This is a genomic window from Millionella massiliensis (assembly GCF_900104655.1).
In the GTDB taxonomy this organism is placed as follows: domain Bacteria; phylum Bacteroidota; class Bacteroidia; order Bacteroidales; family Rikenellaceae; genus Rikenella; species Rikenella massiliensis.
Map to the genome: position 1 here is coordinate 1,754,668 of NZ_FNWD01000002.1, position 19,959 is coordinate 1,774,626.

General features: G+C 60.1%; 10 protein-coding genes and 1 tRNA gene. 6 read left to right on the forward strand and 5 right to left on the reverse strand.

The features are described 5' to 3' along the window. Positions 1-12: 12 nt before the first annotated feature. Positions 13-1,467, reverse strand: coding sequence for a TolC family protein (locus BQ5379_RS06845; RefSeq protein WP_159431225.1), 1,455 nt, complete (start codon positions 1,465-1,467; stop codon positions 13-15). A gap of 187 nt (positions 1,468-1,654) precedes the next feature. On the opposite strand from BQ5379_RS06845, the gene BQ5379_RS06850 reads away from it, so the two are divergent. After that, positions 1,655-2,164, forward strand: a complete 510-nt coding sequence (locus BQ5379_RS06850) for a DUF4251 domain-containing protein (RefSeq protein WP_083377634.1) — start codon at positions 1,655-1,657, stop codon at positions 2,162-2,164. A 342-nt stretch (positions 2,165-2,506) separates the two neighbouring features. Then, positions 2,507-3,766 (forward strand): phosphoglycerate kinase, encoded by a 1,260-nt coding sequence (locus tag BQ5379_RS06855; RefSeq protein WP_071134751.1) that lies wholly within the window; start codon positions 2,507-2,509, stop codon positions 3,764-3,766. A 332-nt stretch (positions 3,767-4,098) separates the two neighbouring features. On the opposite strand, the gene BQ5379_RS11030 is transcribed toward BQ5379_RS06855, so the two are convergent. Together BQ5379_RS11030 and BQ5379_RS06865 are read right to left on the reverse strand one after the other, a co-directional pair. Next, complete coding sequence (locus BQ5379_RS11030; RefSeq protein ID WP_159431226.1) at positions 4,099-4,953, reverse strand: LysO family transporter; 855 nt, start codon at positions 4,951-4,953, stop codon at positions 4,099-4,101. A gap of 252 nt (positions 4,954-5,205) precedes the next feature. Then, a tRNA-Arg gene (locus BQ5379_RS06865) sits at positions 5,206-5,277 on the reverse strand. Between the two features lie 567 nt (positions 5,278-5,844). Between BQ5379_RS06865 and BQ5379_RS06870 the strand changes: the two genes are divergently transcribed. Then, positions 5,845-8,655 carry an NPCBM/NEW2 domain-containing protein gene (locus tag BQ5379_RS06870; protein WP_071134752.1) on the forward strand — a complete coding sequence of 937 codons (2,811 nt, stop codon included), beginning with the start codon at positions 5,845-5,847 and terminating at the stop codon, positions 8,653-8,655. 788 nt (positions 8,656-9,443) lie between these two features. Here the strand turns inward: BQ5379_RS06870 and BQ5379_RS06875 are convergent. Next, positions 9,444-10,829, reverse strand: coding sequence for an alpha-L-fucosidase (locus BQ5379_RS06875; protein WP_159431227.1), 1,386 nt, complete (start codon positions 10,827-10,829; stop codon positions 9,444-9,446). Positions 10,830-10,962: 133 nt separating this feature from the next. Next, a complete protein-coding gene (locus BQ5379_RS06880) occupies positions 10,963-13,986 on the reverse strand; it encodes a glycoside hydrolase family 2 TIM barrel-domain containing protein (RefSeq protein WP_205408196.1) in 3,024 nt (1,007 codons plus the stop codon). A 397-nt stretch (positions 13,987-14,383) separates the two neighbouring features. Between BQ5379_RS06880 and BQ5379_RS06885 the strand changes: the two genes are divergently transcribed. From BQ5379_RS06885 to BQ5379_RS06895, 3 genes are all read left to right on the forward strand, one after another. Beyond that, positions 14,384-15,268 carry an AraC family transcriptional regulator gene (locus BQ5379_RS06885; protein ID WP_071134754.1) on the forward strand — a complete coding sequence of 295 codons (885 nt, stop codon included), beginning with the start codon at positions 14,384-14,386 and terminating at the stop codon, positions 15,266-15,268. 222 nt (positions 15,269-15,490) lie between these two features. Continuing rightward, entirely contained in the window at positions 15,491-16,921 is a 1,431-nt protein-coding gene (locus BQ5379_RS06890; RefSeq protein ID WP_071134755.1) for a family 43 glycosylhydrolase, read from the forward strand. Between the two features lie 446 nt (positions 16,922-17,367). Beyond that, positions 17,368-19,923 (forward strand): glycoside hydrolase family 84 protein, encoded by a 2,556-nt coding sequence (locus BQ5379_RS06895; RefSeq protein WP_071134756.1) that lies wholly within the window; start codon positions 17,368-17,370, stop codon positions 19,921-19,923. Positions 19,924-19,959: the final 36 nt, after the last annotated feature.

The window sequence follows — 19,959 nt, forward strand, 5'->3', positions numbered from 1 at the left end:
ACTTTTTGTTTCTTATTCATTACTGATCATCTGGAAATCCTGCTGCCGCATGTAGCTGGTAAAGGATTCGGTCTCGCCGGACAGCGCCAGCAACTGGGCCAGCGTCACGTCGAAGGTGCAGGCGGCGGCCAGCCGTTCGACCTTGGCTTTGGCCAGGTTCAGCCGTGCATCCACCACGTCGGACGAAGGGGCCATCCCCTCGCTGAAGGCCTTGAGTTTGGCATCCAGATAGGACTCGGCAAAAGCCACCGATGCGCTGAGGGCGTGCACTTCGGCCTGCGAGCTTCGGAGCTGGTTGTAGAGCTTCTCGGTGAGGGTCATCAGGTCGTCCTCGGCCTTGTTTTGCATCACTTCAACCCTTTGCAGGTCTTTCTTGGCCGCAGCGTGTTTGTACTCGCTGCCGAGACCGTCGAAGATGCGTAGCTTCACACCGGCACCGACCATCCAGCGCGGTGCCAGATCGGTCAGCTGCCAGTCCCAGGCGTTGACCGCACCGATGGCGGCCACCTCGGGCAGAAACGCAGCCCGTGCGGACCGAACCCCCTCTTCGGCCAGCCGGCGGGTCAGCTCCACCTGTTTCAGCATGGGGCTGTTCTGCTTGACACGCTCTTGATAATAGGAGAGGGGACGCAGTTCATCGACAATGAACAGCGCCGTGACGGGCAGGTATTCGGCCGTCCGGCCGAGCGACGTGCCGAGCGCCCGGTTAACGGTTGCAATCTGGAGTGCCGCCTTCTGCTCTTCGCCTTCGGCCTGCGAGAGGAACATCTCGGCATAGAGTTTTTCGGTCGACGCGATCATCCCGTTCGCCTCCAGCTGCCGGGCATCCTCCAGGTGCTTGCGCATCCCGGCGGTCACCTCCTCACGCACCCGCTGCACGTTGCGGGCCAGCGAGAGTCCGTAATAACGCTCGACCACCTCGGCAAACAGATCGGTCTGTGCCTTGAGGGCCTCCTGGTCGCTCTTTTCGATGTCGATTTTGGCGGCATTGACGGCCGCGTTGATCTTTCCGCCCATGTAGAGCGGCAGAGCCACCGAAGCCCCGACCACGGCGAACTGCTGTTTCTGGAGGGTCAGACTGAGGTCGAGTCCCTGCACGGCCTGCAAAATCTCGGACGGAATGGGAAAAGGCAAAGGAAGTTGGCCGATTTGTTGCAAAGCGGCGTCTTTTTCCGCATTAAGGTCAAAAGCCTTAATATCCTCGGAAAGATACGTATAGTTGGCCGCCACGCCGATTTGGGGCATGCGCAGCCCCCAGGTGGCCTTGCGACGGTCGACGGCGGCCTCGCGTGCCAGCCGCTGCGCCTCCATGACGGGGTTCTGGCGGTAGCTCATGTCGACAGCCTCCTGCAGGGTCAGCACATAGGTCGAATCGACCTCCGCAGTTTGCGCCGCCGCAGGGGCCATCCCTCCCAGCATCAGGGCGACGCCCAATCCCCAGGCGGCAAAAGGTTGATGTATTTGCATAGCGTATTGTTTGTTCATGGTTGGAGGGGCCGGCACCGGAAAGGGCCTCCGGTAGCAGACCCAAGCAAGGTATAAAGAATTATGCAAATTTGATGCAATTTTTTTGGCACGTAAGTTGTGATAGCTTAAATCGACAAACTAAAAAGTTTATCTAAAAAACTAAAAACAACTAAAAAACTCAAAAAACATGAAAAAGCTATTCTTATCCCTTCTGATGGTATCTCTGGTCGTGGCCGCAGCAGCCCAGGACTACACCCAAAAATCCGTACGCGACGCCAAACGCACCGAACGGCAGCAGGCCATGGTGCAACAACTGACCAACGCGCTCAAGAGCCACAACTTCACCTTCTCGGCTTCGCAGGTAACCTCCGAATTCGACGGACCGCAACAGCTGAACCAGTGGAACAACTACGTATCGGTCTACCCGGGCTACATGGAGGTGCAACTGCCGTACGTTTCGGTAGACCAGAACGTCAGCACCATTCCACAGAAGATCAGCATCAACACCGCTGAATTTACCTTCTGGGAAGACATGAACAACGGTTCGCAATGGACCCTCGTGTTCCAGACCGAGTCCGACGGCGTGAAATACGTATTCCACCTGAACTACAACATCGACAACGGGCTGGCCAAACTGACCCTCGTGCCGAACATGGGCAACACCATCTCCTACACCGGCACCATCCAGGCCAACTAGCCCCACCGCCTCGGCCATATCCATCAGCCTTCGGCCCTCACTGCCGGAGGCTGATGCGTTTTCAGCCCCCCCACACGCACCCATACGGCAAATCTCCTGACCCGACCACCGGCCCGCCGGATCCAGACCACCCCTTCCACCAGTTGCCTGCGTACCTGCCGGATGCTCGATTTCCACCCCCCGATTCCGGCCCCGACCCTCCGAAAAGCCCCTCCGGGGCGACAAACTTTTGCAAATATTTTAGCAATCTCCGAAAATATCCATATCTTTGTCGTTGTGAATCAGCTAACAATCATTCACTGACAAATCATCACGAAAAACAACATACCTAAAACGACAACCATGCAGCAATCAATCGACACCTACAATTTCGCAGGCAAACGGGCGATTATCCGCGTAGACTTCAACGTGCCGCTGGACGCAGACTTCAACGTAACCGACGATACCCGCATCCGCGCGGCTATCCCGACCATCAAAAAAGTACTGGCCGGTGGCGGCTCGGTGATCCTGATGTCGCACCTGGGACGCCCGAAGGGTCCGGAAGATAAATTCTCGCTCAAACACATCATCCCGACCATCGAAAAACTCCTCGGCCAGAAGATCGACTTCGCCGGCGACTGCATGGGTGCCGAAGCAGCCGAAAAAGCTGCTGCCCTCAAACCGGGTGAAGTGCTCCTGCTCGAAAACCTCCGCTTCTACGCCGAAGAAGAAGGCAAACCCCGCGGTCTGAAAGAAGACGCTACCGACGAGGAAAAGAAAGCAGCCAAAGCCAAAGTGAAAGAATCGCAGAAAGAGTTCACCAAAAAACTGGCTTCGTACGCCGACTGCTACATCAACGACGCCTTCGGTACCGCACACCGCGCTCACGCTTCGACCGCACTGATCGCCGAATACTTCCCCACTGACAAAATGTTCGGCTACATCATGGAAGGCGAGCTCAAAGCCATCGACGGCGTGCTCCAGGCTCCGCAAAAACCCTTCACCGCTATCCTCGGCGGCTCGAAAGTATCGACCAAAATCACCATCATCGAATCGCTGATGGAGAAAGTCGACAACCTGATCCTCGGCGGCGGTATGACCTATACCTTCATGGCCGCACAGGGCGGTAAAATCGGTAACTCGATCTGCGAAAAAGATCAGTTCGACACCGCACTGAACATCATCGAAAAAGCCAAGAAACTGGGCGTGAACCTCGTACTGGCCGAAGACGCCAAATGCGGCGACGCATTCAGCAACGACGCCAACACCCAGATCTGCCCCGCCAACGACATCCCCGACGGCTGGGAAGGCATGGACGTAGGTCCCAAAACCGCAGCCAAATTCCAGAAAGTCATCAAAGATTCGAAAACCATCCTCTGGAACGGTCCCGTCGGCGTATTCGAATTCGACACCTTCGCCGAAGGTTCGAAAGCCATCGCTGATGCCATCGTTGAAGCTACCGCTAACGGTGCCTACTCGCTCATCGGCGGTGGTGATTCCGTAGCCTGCATCAACAAATTCGGTCTGGCCGACAAAGTCAGCTACGTCTCGACCGGTGGCGGTGCACTGCTCGAATACATGGAAGGCAAAGAACTGCCCGGCGTAGCAGCCATCCGCAAATAATCGCTGCCGAAGCAGAAGCCTTTGAATTAATAGATCGGGTCGATCTCTCATGGGAGATCGACCCGATTTCTTTTTATTCGCACAGCACCTGCCGAGACAGAAAGGCCAAAGGGGGTATACGGAGACGGGCCAAAGACGTTGATCGATCCCTATCGAAAAGACTGCCGGTGTCAAACCGTTATAGTATCAGGATCGTAGGTATTCAAAAAAACAATTGAATGATTTTCAGGACCATACGGCAAAGGAGCGCCAATTCACAGATGCCGCCCATTCTATATAAGCCTGATAAGTCTGAGCATAACACACCCATTGACGAAGCAAATACCGACAACCTAACCGGCCAGTCCCGCGAAGAAGGGGACCATGAACGGCACCGATAGATCCGCAATCACCCCCTGCAACACCGCCAAAGCCAAATACTGCGGACCGCAATACCTCAAAATCGCTGGCAGCGAAACATCGACCGTCGTCGCCCCACCCGAACAGATCGGGCCCAGTGGCGAAAAGTGCTTCACCATCCACGCCGCACCCACCACCGTCAGCATCTCACGCGTGATATTGGCCAGCAGGCCGATGGTTCCCACCTCCGGCCCGCGCAGCTCGGCCAGCAGCACCCCCGACAGCGAATAGTAACCCTGCCCGGAGCCCACCGCCATTGCATCCGACCACAACATCGGCCGCAGCCCGATCAGCTGCAGCAACGCCCACATGGCCGTCACCCCGACCCACGAGCCAAGAATCGTCACCAGCGGCACCAGCAGGCTGCGTTTGGGCTGATGGATCACACTGCGCAGCGTCGCCGTATCGCTGCCGATGGTGATTCCCACCGCCAGCACCAGCAGGTACAACGCCCACATGGCCAGCGGCCAGCTCGCAAACCACCGGGCCGCCGGCGTAAAGACCCCCAGCAGGATCCCCGCCACGAACGTCCCCACGATCACCAGGCTGAAGTGATTGCCGCCACCGGCATTTTCGGACGAAGCGTCCTCCGGTTCGGGAGCCTTCGGCGCCACCGCACCGAAGCTGTAACGCCACAGCAGCCGAGCCCCCGTCAACACCCCGCCAACGGCACCGATCCCCAGCAAGATTGCCGTGATACCGATGGTTCCGAGGTGGCGAAGCACCAGTTCATTCCCGCCGACCTCCGTCCCGAGAAAGACCATCAGCAACAGAATGGCAGCAGTCACCGCCCGCGTCGCTACCCGTCGCGGATGGGGAAAGCGACGCGTCAACCAACCCAGCACGACGCCCAGACACATGACAGCAAAAATCTTCAGCATGGTGCGAAACTATTAACTCCGACAAACGCAGCGCTCTTCACCTGCCCCTACCGGCCTGCGACCGCCAACGACGGACCGGCCACGGACAGGGGAGAGCGACCGACAAACAAAAACTCCCGCGTCTTCGTGAAAAGAGGCAGGAGCTTCGATCAAAAAAAGTGACCCCGACGGGATTCGAACCCATATCGTCAGAACCGGAATCTGAAATTCTATCCATTGAACTACGGAGCCGTCCGGTACACACGCCTCAGCGTGTTACGGATGCAAATATACAATTTTTCTTTAAAACCGCGTATCCCGCCCGAAAAAGCCTCAGTGCAGGGAGGTTTCCGACATCTTTGCCCCCCGACGTGCCCGCCTCCGCAGGCAACCGCCCCGGGCTGCGGGCAGTCATATCCATTTCCTCGCGAGACGGACAGACTTACGCAAACCGACTTATTGTTCATTCTTTCAATCTGCCACCACTCTGCCGAAGCGACTACACCACTCGGATGCAGCAACACCGACGGACAAAACCATTTTACAAATTGTGTAAAATTTCACATAATCGCTTTGCCTATTTATAATGATTGCGATACCTTTGCGAAAGTCGCTTTTTCGCAACCGTCACCTCGGACAGATAACGCCCCGCACAGGCTCAGAGACTCAGAGGCACCCCGCCTCGTTTCCCGTCTCCGGAAACACGCTCATCCCCGCCGCCCCGCGACATCCCGTTCGAAAACGACCCCTGCCGAAAGCACCGCTCTCCCCGCCGGAGAGCCCCGAACACGACTAACCCCTATACACCCCAAATACTCAATGAAGTTTAAAACACTGCTCGCCGCCGGCTGTCTGGCGGCCACTGCCCTCACGGTTCAGGCCCAACAGACCTTCAGCCTGACCAACGCCGACCTGACCAAAGCCCGTCAGGAGTACGGTATCGCTACCGTCGGAAAAGCCGTAAACGGCGTCCCGGCCGCCGTTGCCGGGACACTCTATCCCCAATCGATCGGCGTCCACAGCCCCTCGACCATCAAGATCGACCTTCACCGTGCCGCCACCCGCTTCACGGCCCGCGTCGGAATCGCCGACAACCCGATCGACTACTTCTCTCCGGATCTGACCTCCATCGCGCTGGTCAACGGGACCAAACTCTACTTCACCACCCAACAGGATACCAAACAATTTGCCGGTCTGGAGGGTACGGACGGCAAGGTATCGCCCGGTTCGGCCGTATTCGTCGTGCGCGGCGACGGCAAGGAGCTCTACCGCAGCGCCACGATCGGCAACGGTCAGGCCCCGGCCGAGATCGACATCCCGCTCAAGGGCGTAGGACTGCTGGAGTTGACCGTCGAACCCACCAGTGACGGTCCGAGCGGTGACCACGCCCTGTGGATCGATCCCCGCATCGAATACGACGGCACCCAACCCGAGAGTGTCGATGCCGGCTTCAGCGGCGAAGGCCCCGCACTGGCCGACGACGTGCGCCAGAAACTCGAAAACAAGATCAACGCCCTTCCCCAACTGGAGCTGCCCTACGGCATCACCCCCTACGACTGGCTGATCAACCCCACCGCCTCGAAGACCGCCCTCTACGCCACCGCCGACCGCAAAGGGGTGATTCTGGCCAACGGCATGGTGGCCCGCGAGTTCCGCATCGTGCCGAACCTCGCCACGGTGGACATCATCAACCGCATGACCGGTGAGAGCATGATCCGCGCCGTGAGCAGCGAAGGGACCATCACCCTCGACGGCCGCCAGTACACCCTCGGCGGACTCGAAGGGCAGCCCGAACGCGGCTACCTGAAACGCGACTGGCTGGACGAAATGACCACCATTCCCGGCTCGTTCCTGGTCGAAGACTTCGAACTGCGACCCGTGGCCGAAATTCTGCCGTGGAACCGCAACCGCTGGGCACTCAACACCGAAAACCCCACCGGCCAGACCCTCACCTTCACCCTCCGCGGCCAGGGTGAACTGCACGACGTCACCGTCGAGCTGAGCTACACGATCTACGACCGCATCCCCGTGCTGCGCAAGAGCTTCGCCCTGCACAACGACTCGCCGGTGCCGGTCAACGTGGACGCCTTCCAGCTCGAATACCTCGCCTTTGCCGAACCCGAATCGCCGGGTGGCGGTGATCCCACCAAGTTCCGCCTGCCCAACATCCACATCGAGAGCGACTACGCCTGCGGCGGCGAATTCTTCGAACCTCAAACCGACATCACCGAGCGCTGGGTCGAAGACCCGCGTTACACCTCGCAACGCAACTACATGCTCCAGACGCTCTGCATCCTGGAGGTGGCACCGCCGATCGGTCCCGACCAGGCCGTCCGCTCGGGCGACACCTTCCGTTCGTTCAGCGTGCTGGAGATGCCCTTCGACAGCGACGACCGCGAGCGCAAGGGGCTCTTCAAACGCCGCATGTACCGCACCATCGCACCGTGGGCCTCGCAGAACCCGATCTTCATGCACCTGACCTCATCCGATCCCGACGTCATCCGCCGCGCCGTCGACCAGTGTGACTCGACCGGCTACGAAATGATTATCATCAGCTTCGGGTCGGGCCTCAACGCCGAAGACACCTCGGCCCAGAACATCGCCAAATGGAAATCGATGGTGGACTACGCCACCAGCAAAGGAATCGAAATGGGCTGCTACTCGCTGTTGGCCAGCCGCTGGATCAGCGACAGCGTCGACGTGATCAACCCGGCCACCGGCAAACGCGGCGGCGCCCGCTTCGGCAGCTCGCCCTGCCTGTGCAGCGACTGGGGTTATGAATACTTCGACCGCATCCGCACCTTCTTCGAACGCACCGGCATGCGCTGCTTTGAGCACGACGGCTCCTACCCGGGCGACGTCTGCGCCTCGACGACCCACACCCACCACAAAGGGCTGAACGACTCGCAGTGGAACCAGTTCCACAAGATCACCGACCTCTACCACTGGATGTGCAGCCAGGGCATCTACATCAACGTGCCCGACTTCTACTTCCTGAACGGTTCGACCAAGGTCGGCATCGGTTACCGCGAAGTCAACTGGTCGTTGCCGCGTGACCGCCAGATTATCCACGCCCGTCAGCTCAACTACGACTGCACGTGGGACCGCATGGCCTCGTCGTGCTGGAGCTTCGTGCCGCTGGTCGAATACCAAGGTGGCGGTGCGGCTGCCACGCTCGAACCGCTGAGCCAGCACCTTTACGAATACAAGACCCACATGGTGCAAAACTACGGCGCAGGGGTTCAGGCCTGCTACCGCGGTCCGCGCCTGTACGACACTCCGGAGACCAAGGCTACCGTGATCGAGGTGATCGACTGGTACAAGAAATACCGTCGCATCCTCAACAGCGACATCATCCACCTGCGCCGTCCGGACGCCCGTGACTGGGACGGTCTGCTGCACGTCAACCCCGACGAGCCGCAGAAAGGGCTGGCCATGTTCTTCAACCCGACCGACCGTGAAATCACCCGCACGATCCGCGTACCGCTCTACTATACCGGTCTGACCGACAAAGCCCGCATCCGTGAGGCCGAAGGCAAACCGAAAACCTACAAGCTCGACCGTGATTACTCCGTGACCCTGACCGTCACTATTCCGGCCGGCGGCTACACCTGGTACGTCATCGAATAGGCTGAGTCGGAGCGGCCAGGAGTTGGCTGCAAGTATCAGAAGCGGCCAAGGACTGACGTAAGCAGCCAGAATCAACCGAAAACGAATCGGGAGCAACCGGAAGCGACCGAAAGCAGGCCGAAGGTAAGAGACGCCAATACACCCGGTTCCGCCCCATGCAGAGAGGCCCGAACGGGGAACAGGCGACTGATAACCGGCAACTGGAAACCGGAGACCGCATTCCACCAAGCCGAACGCCCTCACGTTCCCCTTCCGATACGAACGAAAGCCCCAGCGGGGTGTATGGATTCACACGATCCATACACCCCGCTGTCATCATATCGCTATCCGGAAAGCTTTTCACTAGACCATTTCTTATAGCCCTGTCACTTGAACATTTCGTCGGAACTCTTCACTGGAGTTTTTCATTCGAGCATTTCGTTAGAGCCCTGCTCCGCCGGCCATAACACAGCTTTACCAAGTATCGCTCCTAACCTTTCAAGCCGAGAATCCTGAATTCCTTATTGCCCATCGCATATTCACCTAACCGTACATCCAACATTCGGTCCATTCCTTCCCCATCTTCCACAAAAACAGACTATACCTTCTATTAAAAAGGTTTTCCTCCGGTCGCAACGGAAACCACCCTCCACCGGCAACCCCATAAAACCAACCGCATACAAAAAACAGGTTCGGCCCGGTATTGCACCGGGCCGAACCCATATCCAATCTTTCCGTTACGCCCCGTATCGGCCATCAACCAAAATTGTCGACAGAACCGCCTTCAGACAACCGCGGGGCCCAACCGACTACTCCTTCGGACGCGGAGACATCTCGACCGGCCCGTCGAAACGGAGTTCGATCACACGCACCGGCACATCCGCCGAGGCTTCCGGCAACTCGAAACGGGTCGTCGCTCCCGACACCGTAAAAGGCACCTTGCCACCCGACACCCTGTTGCGGGCAGCCACCAGCCGCTGCGGGGGATTCGGCAGTTCGAGCGTCTGCACCTCCGGATCGGTCACCAACAACCAGGCCCGATTGCCGTGACGCGTGCTCACACCGCCCTCATAGGGGTAGTAGGGGCCACCGCGCGTGCCGTAGATTGCATCGCCGTAACGCTTCAGCCACATGCCCAGCGTATCCATCAGCGCGATCTGCCCCGGCTCGAACGTACCGTCCGGCCGCGGGCCCAGGTTAATCATGTAGTTTCCGTTGCTGCCGACGATGCTGACCATATCGCGCACCAGTTCGGCCGCTGTCATCAGCTGCGGCGTCGGGTTGTAGGACCACTGCGACCGGTCGATCGTCACCCACGCCTGCCACGGGTGGTCGCCCCACACCGTCACGTTGTTTCCCTCGTTGACAAGACGCTCGCGGTCCTGAAAGTCGCCCGCATATTTGCGGCCATCCATGTCGATGTGGTTGCCGGCACCGGCCATGCGGCGACCGATATCCACCCGCGAGTTGAGCAGAATGTCCGGTTTGCGGGTGTGGAAACGGCGGTACATGGCCGACCCCACCTCATGCGTATAGGTCGCATCCCACTCGCCGTCGAACTGAATGAAGGCCAGGTCGTACTTGTCGATCAGCTCGCACACCTGGTTGGCCATATACTCGAAATAGCGCGTGAGGTTCGGGCTGTCCTCCTGTTTGGGGAAGAGCGGTCCCGGGCCGCCGTGGCTGTACGGAGCCCAGTCAGGGTGGTACCAGTCCAGATTGGAGTAGTAGGCCCCGAACATGATGCCGTGGCGGTCGCACGCCTCCTTCATCTCGGCCATCAGGTCGCGTTTGGCCGGCGTATTCTCCATGTCGTACTCCGAGTAGTCCGAGAACCAGATGGCGAAACCGTCGTGGTGGCGCGACGTGGGCGAGAGGTAACGCATGCCCCAACGCTTCATCAGCCGGCACCACTCGTCAGCGTCGAACCGCTCGGGGTTGAAGCGCAGGTAGAGGCTGTCATAGGTCGTTACCGGCACCGAAGTGCCGCGGCTCCAGCCGATCTCCTTGCCGCTGAGCGACGACGGTCCCCAGTGGACACACATGCCGACCCGCAGGTCCTGCCATTTTTTCAAAGCTTCGGCCGACGTTTTCAGGTCGGGATTCAGCTCACCGCCGCCCGTCAGCACCGTTTGGGCCGCCGCAGGCAGCAGCGACGCCAACGCCGCACCGGCCGATACAATCCATCGTTTCATCATATTGGGTAGAGTTTGGTTTGTCGTTTCAAAGTCGAAGAGGAGCGGACAAGGCCGAACAGGGGCAGCAGGGGCGAACAGGGACAAGCCCAGCCGCACAGGTCGGGGAACCGCCCGGAGATGCCCCCAAAGGCTATCGGGCCACCAGTTCGATCCGTTTGAGGGTCAGTTTCGCGCCCGGCGCGGCCACGGCTCGGAAGACCACCCGCCCGTCGTTCGTATCCTCGCGCATCACAAACAGCGAAGCCTCGTTCGCAGTCAGTTCGCTCTTGCGCCCTTCGACCTCCAGCATCCCTTTCGGAGCGTCGCCGTCGAAGACCAACTGCAAGTCGGCCAGAATCCCGTTCGGCGTAGCCATCGTCACCTCAATTTCACGGCCGACCCAGGGGCCCTGAGCGACCTTCTTGCCATCGCACACCACCTCGTAACGCACACCGGCCGCAGGTTCGGCCACCGGGCCTACCCCCAGCAGCGTCTCCAGCTCGGCCAGCGTCAGCCGGGCCGACGGATCGAACGACGCGCCGGACATGTAGCGCAACAGACTGTATTTCAACTGTTCGACAGCCGGCGAATCGCCCGTCAAGTCATGGCCGCAGACCATCAGCCGTCCGTCGCCCACCCGACATTCGAAAAGGGAGGCCAGCCGGTCGTTGATATGGAAATCGCTGATGGGCTGCACAACGGGCGTCAGCTGCGGATAGTCGTTGATAACGAAAGCACGTCCGCTGGAGAGCGGTTTCCACTGCCAGTCGCTGTGCGAAGCCGTCGGGAAGGCCTCCAACGCACGGTGGGTCGAATCGATATAGAAGCCGAGCGTTTTGGTGGCCTGTCCGGGGAAGAAGGAGTTCGACCAGAAGAGCGGTGTGAAGGCCAGCGGAGTGGTCGTGCGGTCGTTTCCGGCCCGATGGGCCAGCAGCAACACGCGTCCGCCCTCGGCGAGCCGCTGACGCGCCGCAGCGTCGAGCGTATCGGTCACCAGCACATCGGCCTCAACCGCCCCGGGGGTCGGATAGACCCAGAGATTCCACTCGTTCAGGTAGGGAGTCCCTTCGATCGACACGGTGAGGGTATATCTCCCGGCCTGGGTAACCCGGTTCAGCGGCAGTTCGATCCGGCCGCAGTTCCGCAGACCTCCGGTTTCGATGGCCGGCCCGGAGAGCCGCCCGCTGCCGAGCGTATCGCCCGGGGCAGCCAGACTCCACACCACGGGCCCGGCAAGGGTTTCGGTACCATAGTTGGCCGTCTCGATCGAAGCGGTGAAGGTCTCGCCGCTGCGCCACACGTAGCGGTCGAAACGGGCCAGCGGGACAACGGCACCGCCGTACTGGCGGTAGGTCTCCGGAGTGACGATCCCCTTCGAATCCCAGAACGAATCGAGCCATCCGACCAGCGCTTCGCCCTGACCCGAATAGTCGGTCATGCTCAGCAACTGGTACCCGGCGCACGAGGGGGTACGGAGCAGTTTTTCGATATGAGCCTTGTAGAGGAGGGTCTGCAACGCGCCGCTCGCGGCATGGAACAACGAGTCCATCGCCTCGACCCCGTTGGTGCGGGCCAGCTGGCGCAACTCCTCCAGATTGCGTGCCTCGAGCACACCGGTATATTTGTCAATCTCGCTCCAGAGCGGATAGACGGGATACTGTCCCAGTTCGTGAGCAATGGTGGGGATGGCCGTTTTGGAGTAGGTCGACTCCCAGTCGTCCATCGTCCCTTCACCCGAGAGGCCGTAGGTATTCCCGGCCCCGGGATAGTGGTGCGTCACCATATACTGATCGACAGGGGTCACCTGCCGGGCAGTCGACACGGCATAGAGGCGGCGCGGGTCTTCGCGCTCCAGCGAGTCGATCCAGCGCTGCATCACCCCGAAATCGGAATTGCCCAGCTCGTTGCCGACGCAAAGCATCGTGAAGGAGGGGTGGTTGCCGTAGGCATCGAGCATCCGCCGCATCTCGGCCGGAACAAAGGCATCGGCCGATGGGTTGTGGCCCAGCCCTTTAGGCAGGCCGCGGGTAGTCATTTCGGGACGTTCGGGGTTGATGACCGACATCCACCAGTCGATCCAGAGCACCTCGGCCTGGATGTAGATACCGAGTTTGTCGGCTGCGGCGAAAGCGGCCTCCGGCGGACACCACGAGTGGAACCGGACGTGGTTCAGCCCGTGGGCCTTGTAGATGGAGAAGATACGCTCCCACTCGGCCTGGTCGCACGAGGGGTAACCGGTCAGCGGGAAGTGCACGCAGTCGAGGTTGCCGCGCAGGAAGACCGGACGGTCGTTGATACGAATCTTGGCGTCGCGCCCCTCCAGTGTCCGGAAACCGAACGTACGCCGTTCGCTGCGGCCGTCGGCCTCCATCTCCAGCGTATAAAGGAAGGGGGTGAACTCGTCCCACGTGCGGGCCGGTTCGAGCAGTTGGAGCGTCGCACCGCTCCGGTCGGATGACTCGACCCGGAACGGGACGCGCCGCCCGGAGGCCGTTTCGGTCAGCCGGTAACGCACCTTGCCGGCATCGGGGGCCACGTCGGCCGTAATGCGGAGCCGACCGGCCTTGCCGTCGGGCCACAGACGGATCTGCCCGAAGGGCGAGACGGGACGCAGTTCGATCCGGCCAATCATGCCGTTCCAGATGATCTGGGTATACTCACCGTAGCTGTGCCCTTTGTCCCCGATGTTGTAGATCATGTCGTTGTTGACCCGCACGGCCAACGTATGGGGGCCGGCCGAGAGCCGGCCGAGCCGGTGGGTATGGGGTGTTCCGAGGCCGTCCTGCGTGTCGATGCGTTCGCCGTCGAGCCACACTTCGGACTGCCACATGACCCGCTCAAGATAGAGTTCGAGTTCACGGTCGGCCCATTCGCGCGGAACGTCGATCTGCCGCACGTACCAGGCCGGCCCGGTGTATTTGTAGCGACGGGTCAGAATCCCGTAGTCCGAGCCTTCGGTCGGGGTGCCGTAACCGGCCTCGTCCAGGGTGCCGGGCAACCGGATCGGCTGTCCGTTTTCCAGGCGGAAATACCCGCGGCTGACGCCGCTGCTGTCCGGATCAAGGCGCACCTGCCACTCGCCGGCCAACGACACGGCCTGCGGTTTCTCTTTCGCCTGCAACGGGAAGAGGGTCGAACAAAGCAGACACAACAGTCCGAATTTACGTTTCATCATCATTTCGTGTACAAGGTTGAAGGTGAAATCCATCGGCCGGCCCACGGGCAGGTCCGCTTCTACGGAACCCCGACAGCCCGACCTCGTTCAAAATTACAAAACACACGCGTCATACGGCTTCCTGTCGATCCGTTATTCCAGATTCGAGCGGATTACCGCCCCGGAGCGATTTCCACCCCCGAGCGAGCCTATCCAGCATCTACTCCACAGGAACAATCCAAACCTCCCCGGACCGGCACGGAAAAAGCCGCGTATGCTTATTGTACAAATTAAGGGGTATTCGCTTCGGTATGCAATAGATAATCCCGTTTATTCAATGGATTATTTTACGAACAAGTCTTGATTTATCGCCGGAAAAGAGTTTCATTTGTAAAAAGAGACCATCTGCAAGCCTGCCATGCAAAAACAGAAAGACGGATTCGCCGGCGAACGCGCCCTGGTCCTGCCCGATCCGCTGGTTCGGGAGTTCGGCCAGGATCCGCAGCTGGCAGCCCTGTACATCACCGACATCGGCCACTATCCCTGTGCACGGAACCACTACCGCGAACGCACCACCCCCATCAACCAGTACATTCTGATCTACTGTACCGAGGGGCGGGGCCAATTCTCGCTCCAGGGCCGGAGCCACACCGTCTCGCGCAACCAGTTTTTCATTCTGCCGCCGGGCATTCCCCACGCCTACGGTGCCGACCGGCAGGCTCCATGGACAATCTACTGGATCCATTTCGGCGGCACGATGGCCCCGCAGTATGGCAACGGGCTCGGCGTCCCGTGCGAGGTGGCCCCTCCGGCCGAGGCAGACACCAACGACCGCATCGACCTGTTCGAGACGATCTTCCGCACGCTGGAGTGGGGCTACGGCAACGACAACCTCCACTACGCCTCGGCCGTACTCCACCACCTGCTGGCCTCGTTCCGCTACGCCCGCCAGTTCGTCGGCCAACGCGAGACGTCGCTCCAGAACGACATCGTCGATACAGCCATCCTCTTCATGAAGCGCAACATCGAACGTAAACTGACCGTCGGCGAAATCGCCGCACAGGTAGGATACTCGCCCTCGCACTTCGTCAGCCTCTTCAGCGCCCGCACCGGCCAGACCCCCATCGCCTGCCTGAACCAGCTCCGCATCCAGATGGCCTGCCGCCTGCTCGATCAAACCCACATGAAAATCAACCAAATCTGCCACAAAGTCGGCATCGACGACTGCTTTTACTTCTCGCGCCTGTTCCGCAAGGAGATGGGCATCTCGCCAACCGACTACCGCGAACAGCCCAAAGGATAAGCCCCCCTATCGGTTCCACCCCCGAAGGAGCCCCCGCCTCCTCCGAGACCGTGTGACCCGCCGCCCACGACACCGTAACAAAAGTATCCGCCGCAAACCGCGCTCCGGCCGCGCTTCAATGAACCGCCCCGCCCGGACCCCTCCTGCCGCCCCACATGGGGTGGATGTCTGATCGTCGACCCAAATACTGTACTAAAAACAATAACAAACCCACTCTGAACCATGAAACACGCCACCCTGCTCCCGATTCTCGGCAGTCTGCTGGCTGTCAGTCTGCTCAGTAGCTGCACGGCCACCGGCAATTCCGATCGCAACACTCAAGCGACAGCCGGTACGGCCACCACCCGCATGCTCAACCCGATCGCCCCTCCCGGCCTCTACATCGCCGACCCCGAAATCCGCCAGATGCCCGACGGACGCATCTACCTCTACGGTTCGCGCGACGAACCGCAAAACGCCTACTGTTCGCAGTCCTACAACGTGCTCTCGACCTCGGACCTGGTCCACTGGAACGTCGAACAGTGTTCGTTCGCCACCCACGGCACCGGTAAACAGACCGACTACACGGAACAGATTCTCTACGCGCCGGACTGCATCCATCATAACGGCAAATACTACCTCTACTACTGTCTGGCCGGCGGAGGCAAGGACGAAGGGGTGGCCGTCTCCGACTCGCCCTACGGTCCGTTTGTCGACGGACGCGCCATCGAAGGCATCTCGGGCATCGACCCCTCCGTCTTCATCGACGACGACGGCCAGGCCTATCTCTTCTGGGGACAGGCCTACGCCAAAGGAGCCAAACTGAGCGCCGACATGCGTTCGATCGAAGGGCCGATCCACGACAGCCTGCTGACCTACGAAACTCACGCCTTCAACGAAGCCAGTTCGGTCCGCAAACGGAACGGCATCTACTACTACGTCTACGGCGGTCACCAGCGCCACGGCGAGTCGAACTGCGCCACGCTGAACTATGCCACCTCGACCTCGCCGCTGGGCCCCTACACCTACCGCGGCGTGATTATCGACAACTGGGGCAGCGGCCGCAACCTGGTCAACAACCACGGCTGCATCGTCGAGATCGACGGCCAGTGGTATGTGGCCTACCACCGTCCCACCCACGCTTCGCAAACGATGCGCAAGGCGTGCCTCGAACCGATCACCTTCAACCCCGACGGCACGATTCAGGAGGTCGAAATGACGACCCAGGGCATCGGCGGCCCGATCTCGCCCCTGCTGCGGATGGACGCCGCCCGCGCCTGCCTGATGTCGGGCAACGTAATGGTGGCCGTACGCCGACCCGCCCACGACATCCCGGTCGAATACCTCGGAGCGATCCGTGACGGCGACCACGCCTACTGGAAATACTACGACTTCACCGGCTGCGACGTGAACCGCTTCGTCTGCAAGACCTGGGGCCCCAGCCAGGCCGGAACAATCGAGATTCGCCTCGACTCGCCCGACGGCGAACTGATCGGCACCTGCCCGGTCAAGGCGATGGCGGGCGAAACCGCCTATGCCATCCATCAGACCGACGTCAAGAGCGTGAGCGGCAAACACGCCCTGGTACTGGTTTTCCGCTCGGCCGACCCGACCCTTTCGAAAGATATCGACCTGATGAATCTGGAGTGGTTCACCTTCGAAAAAGCCAAATAACAGCCCTCCTCCCGGTGACCGACCACCAAACACCACCTCGCCGACGCCCACAAAAGGCAGTGAAGAGTAAAAGCAGAACGCTCATCGGAAACGAATACAAAGAGCCGAAGCCGCCGCGACAGAGCGGAACGCCTCGGAGAGCGACACGAAAGCCGAATTTGCCGCACGACAATTTTTTCAACTGCCGCACTCCCTAACTTTGAGAGTAACACCAGCACTGCCACCCGCCATCCTGCCCATCCTCCGCGCCCGGTATCGTCCCGTCGTGTCACCTCCGGGAATTGCCACCCCCGGAAATCGCATGGAACGGCTGCGCCATCAGCAGCGTTACGCCCGCGAACAGAGGCCAAACCGAATTAAAATGCTATCTTGTCGGAGAAAAACGCATAGCGTCCGACGGACAAAACACCTAAAACATTACTATACAAGCAATAGCGAACAAAACAATGGCAAAAAAGCGAATCCTACTGACCGCCCTGGCCGCCGGCATCTTTGCCTGGGGCAACCTCGCGGCCCAAGAAAATGATTTCGACCTGTCGAGCCAGCGCGCCGAAGCACAAGACGTGCTGAAGGTGCCCGGCCACATCGTGGACCACGGCGGGCTTATCATCAACCCCACCCCCCACCAGCTGACCCTGGACAAAAGCGGCACCCTCGACGTCTCGGCCGGCATCCGCCTGATCGACAAGCAGAAGAAATTCGCCGACTACTTCGACTTCCTCACCGCCGCCAAATCGGGCGTCAAGGTGACCGTTAACTTCGGCGAAAAAGCCGCCGCCAATGCCGGCGTGAAGGATCGTTCCGGCGCCTACGCCCTCAGCATCGGCTCCAAAGGCATCACCATCACCGGCTACGACGAACGCGGCGCCTTCTACGGCATCCAAACCCTGCGCCAGATCGTCGAAAGCCCGATCTCGGCCAACGGACAACTCCCCTGGCTGACCGTCAACGACTACCCCGACCTGAAGAAACGCGGCGTCGTGGAAGGTTTCTACGGCACCCCCTGGTCACACCAGGTGCGCCTCTCGCTGATCGACTTCTACGGCCGCTTCAAGCTGAACAGCTACCTCTACGGCCCCAAAGACGACCCCTACCACAGCTGCCCCAACTGGCGTCAGCCCTATCCCGAAAAAGAGGCCCAGAACATCCGCGAACTGGTCGAAGCCTGCAACCGCAACTACGTCGAATTCGTGTGGGCCATCCACCCCGGACAGGACATCAAATGGAACGAAGAGGACTATAACAACCTGCTGAACAAGTTCGAAATGATGTATGCGCTGGGCGTGCGCGCCTTCGCCATCTTCTTCGACGACATCTCCGGCGAGGGGACCAACCCCGTCAAACAGGTCGAACTGCTCAACCGCCTGACCAACGAATTCGTGAAGGCCAAAGGCGACGTGGCTCCGCTGGTGGTCTGCCCCACCGACTACTCCAAACTGTGGGCCAACCCCACTCCGCAGGGTAGTCTGAGCGTCTACGGGCGCACCCTCGACCCCTCCGTGGCCGTCTTCTGGACCGGCGACGCCGTCTGCACCGACCTCACCCCCGAAACCATGGAGTGGCTCAACTCCCGCATCCAGCGCCCCGGCTACTACTGGTGGAACTACCCGGTGACCGACTACGTCCGCCACATCATCATGCAGGGTCCGGTCTACGGTCTGGACACCAGCCTCACCTCCAACGAGGTGTACGGACTGGCCAGCAACCCGATGGAACACGGCGAAGCCTCGAAACTGGCCCTCTACGGCGTGGCCGACTACGCCTGGAACACCGCCGCCTATAACCCCATCGACAACTGGGAACGCGGCATCGTCGAACTCGCCCCCAAAGCCAAAGAGGCTTACCGTACCTTCGCCATCCACTCCTGCGACACCGAGACCGGCTACCGCCGTTCCGAATCGTGGGAGACCGAAACCTTCACCATCGACCGCTACACCCCCGAACAGTACGACGCCCTGCTGAAAGAGTTCCAGAAGATCGAGCAGGTACCGACCCAGATGGAAGCAAACTGCGACAACGAACTGCTGCTCAAGGAGCTCCGTCCGTGGCTCGTCGAATTCGGCAAACTCGGCACCCGCGGCCGAAAAGCCCTCGAACTGATCAAGCTCTACGAATCGGGCGACCTGGCCGCCTTCTGGCCCGCCTACGTCCAGAACATGATGAGCGCCGAAGACCGGAAAGCCTATGCCGCCCACAAATCGGGCACCATGAAGCTCCAGCCCTTCTACGAAAACACGATGGACGACCTGCTGGCCGCCTACTACACCAAGATCACCGGCCAACTGCCGGCCGCTCCCAAAGGGATCGGCTCGTTCGGCAACTCGTTCGGCATCCAGACCAAGCTGATGTTCGACAACGACTCCACCACCTTCTACACCTCCGGCGTATCGCAGAAAGAGGGTAGCTGGATCGGCGCCGACCTGGGAGCCGCCCAGCCGGTGGACGAGATTCTGATCCTCCAGGGACGCAACTCGAAAGACGACGTCGACTATTTCGACCACGCCGTTGTCGAATACTCGGCCGACGGACGCAACTGGACGGCTCTGACCGACGAACTAGAAAAACAGTACGTCATCCGCTGGAAAGGCGAACCGGTCCAGGCTCGTTACGTGCGCCTCAAACGTCTCGAATCGACCCGCAGCAACTGGGCTGCCGTCCGTTCGTTCGAGGTGAATCCCGTCAGCCTCGACAAACTCGGTTTTACGGTCGAAGCCTCCGACTCGGGCAACACGCTGTACGTGTTCGACAAAAACCCCGGCACTTCGTTCGCCAACCAGGGCACGCTGACGTTCGGCATCGCCCCCGGCACCACCGGTTACACGCTGCTGCTGGCACCCGCCGCCGCGGGCAGCCAAAGCATCAAACAGCTGGACGCCAACGGAGCCGTCGTAGCCCAAACGGTTGTCAACAATCCGTTCCAAAAGATCACCGTTGCACCGGGTGCCACGACCATCGTACTCGAAGGCGCTATGGATATCTACGAGATCATTCCGAACAAATAGGGTACTCCCTCAGACGATAAAAACAGAACACCCCGG

Bases quoted from the DNA above. Each gene is read 5' to 3' on its own strand.
- BQ5379_RS06870 (WP_071134752.1), top strand. From the start codon at position 5,845: ATGAAGTTTAAAACACTGCTCGCCGCCGGCTGTCTGGCGGCCACTGCC.
- BQ5379_RS06845 (WP_159431225.1), bottom strand. From the start codon at position 1,467: ATGCAAATACATCAACCTTTTGCCGCCTGGGGATTGGGCGTCGCCCTG.
- BQ5379_RS06875 (WP_159431227.1), bottom strand. From the start codon at position 10,829: ATGAAACGATGGATTGTATCGGCCGGTGCGGCGTTGGCGTCGCTGCTG.
- BQ5379_RS06890 (WP_071134755.1), top strand. From the start codon at position 15,491: ATGAAACACGCCACCCTGCTCCCGATTCTCGGCAGTCTGCTGGCTGTC.
- BQ5379_RS06885 (WP_071134754.1), top strand. From the start codon at position 14,384: ATGCAAAAACAGAAAGACGGATTCGCCGGCGAACGCGCCCTGGTCCTG.
- BQ5379_RS06855 (WP_071134751.1), top strand. From the start codon at position 2,507: ATGCAGCAATCAATCGACACCTACAATTTCGCAGGCAAACGGGCGATT.
- BQ5379_RS06880 (WP_205408196.1), bottom strand. From the start codon at position 13,986: ATGATGAAACGTAAATTCGGACTGTTGTGTCTGCTTTGTTCGACCCTC.
- BQ5379_RS06895 (WP_071134756.1), top strand. From the start codon at position 17,368: ATGGCAAAAAAGCGAATCCTACTGACCGCCCTGGCCGCCGGCATCTTT.
- BQ5379_RS06850 (WP_083377634.1), top strand. From the start codon at position 1,655: ATGAAAAAGCTATTCTTATCCCTTCTGATGGTATCTCTGGTCGTGGCC.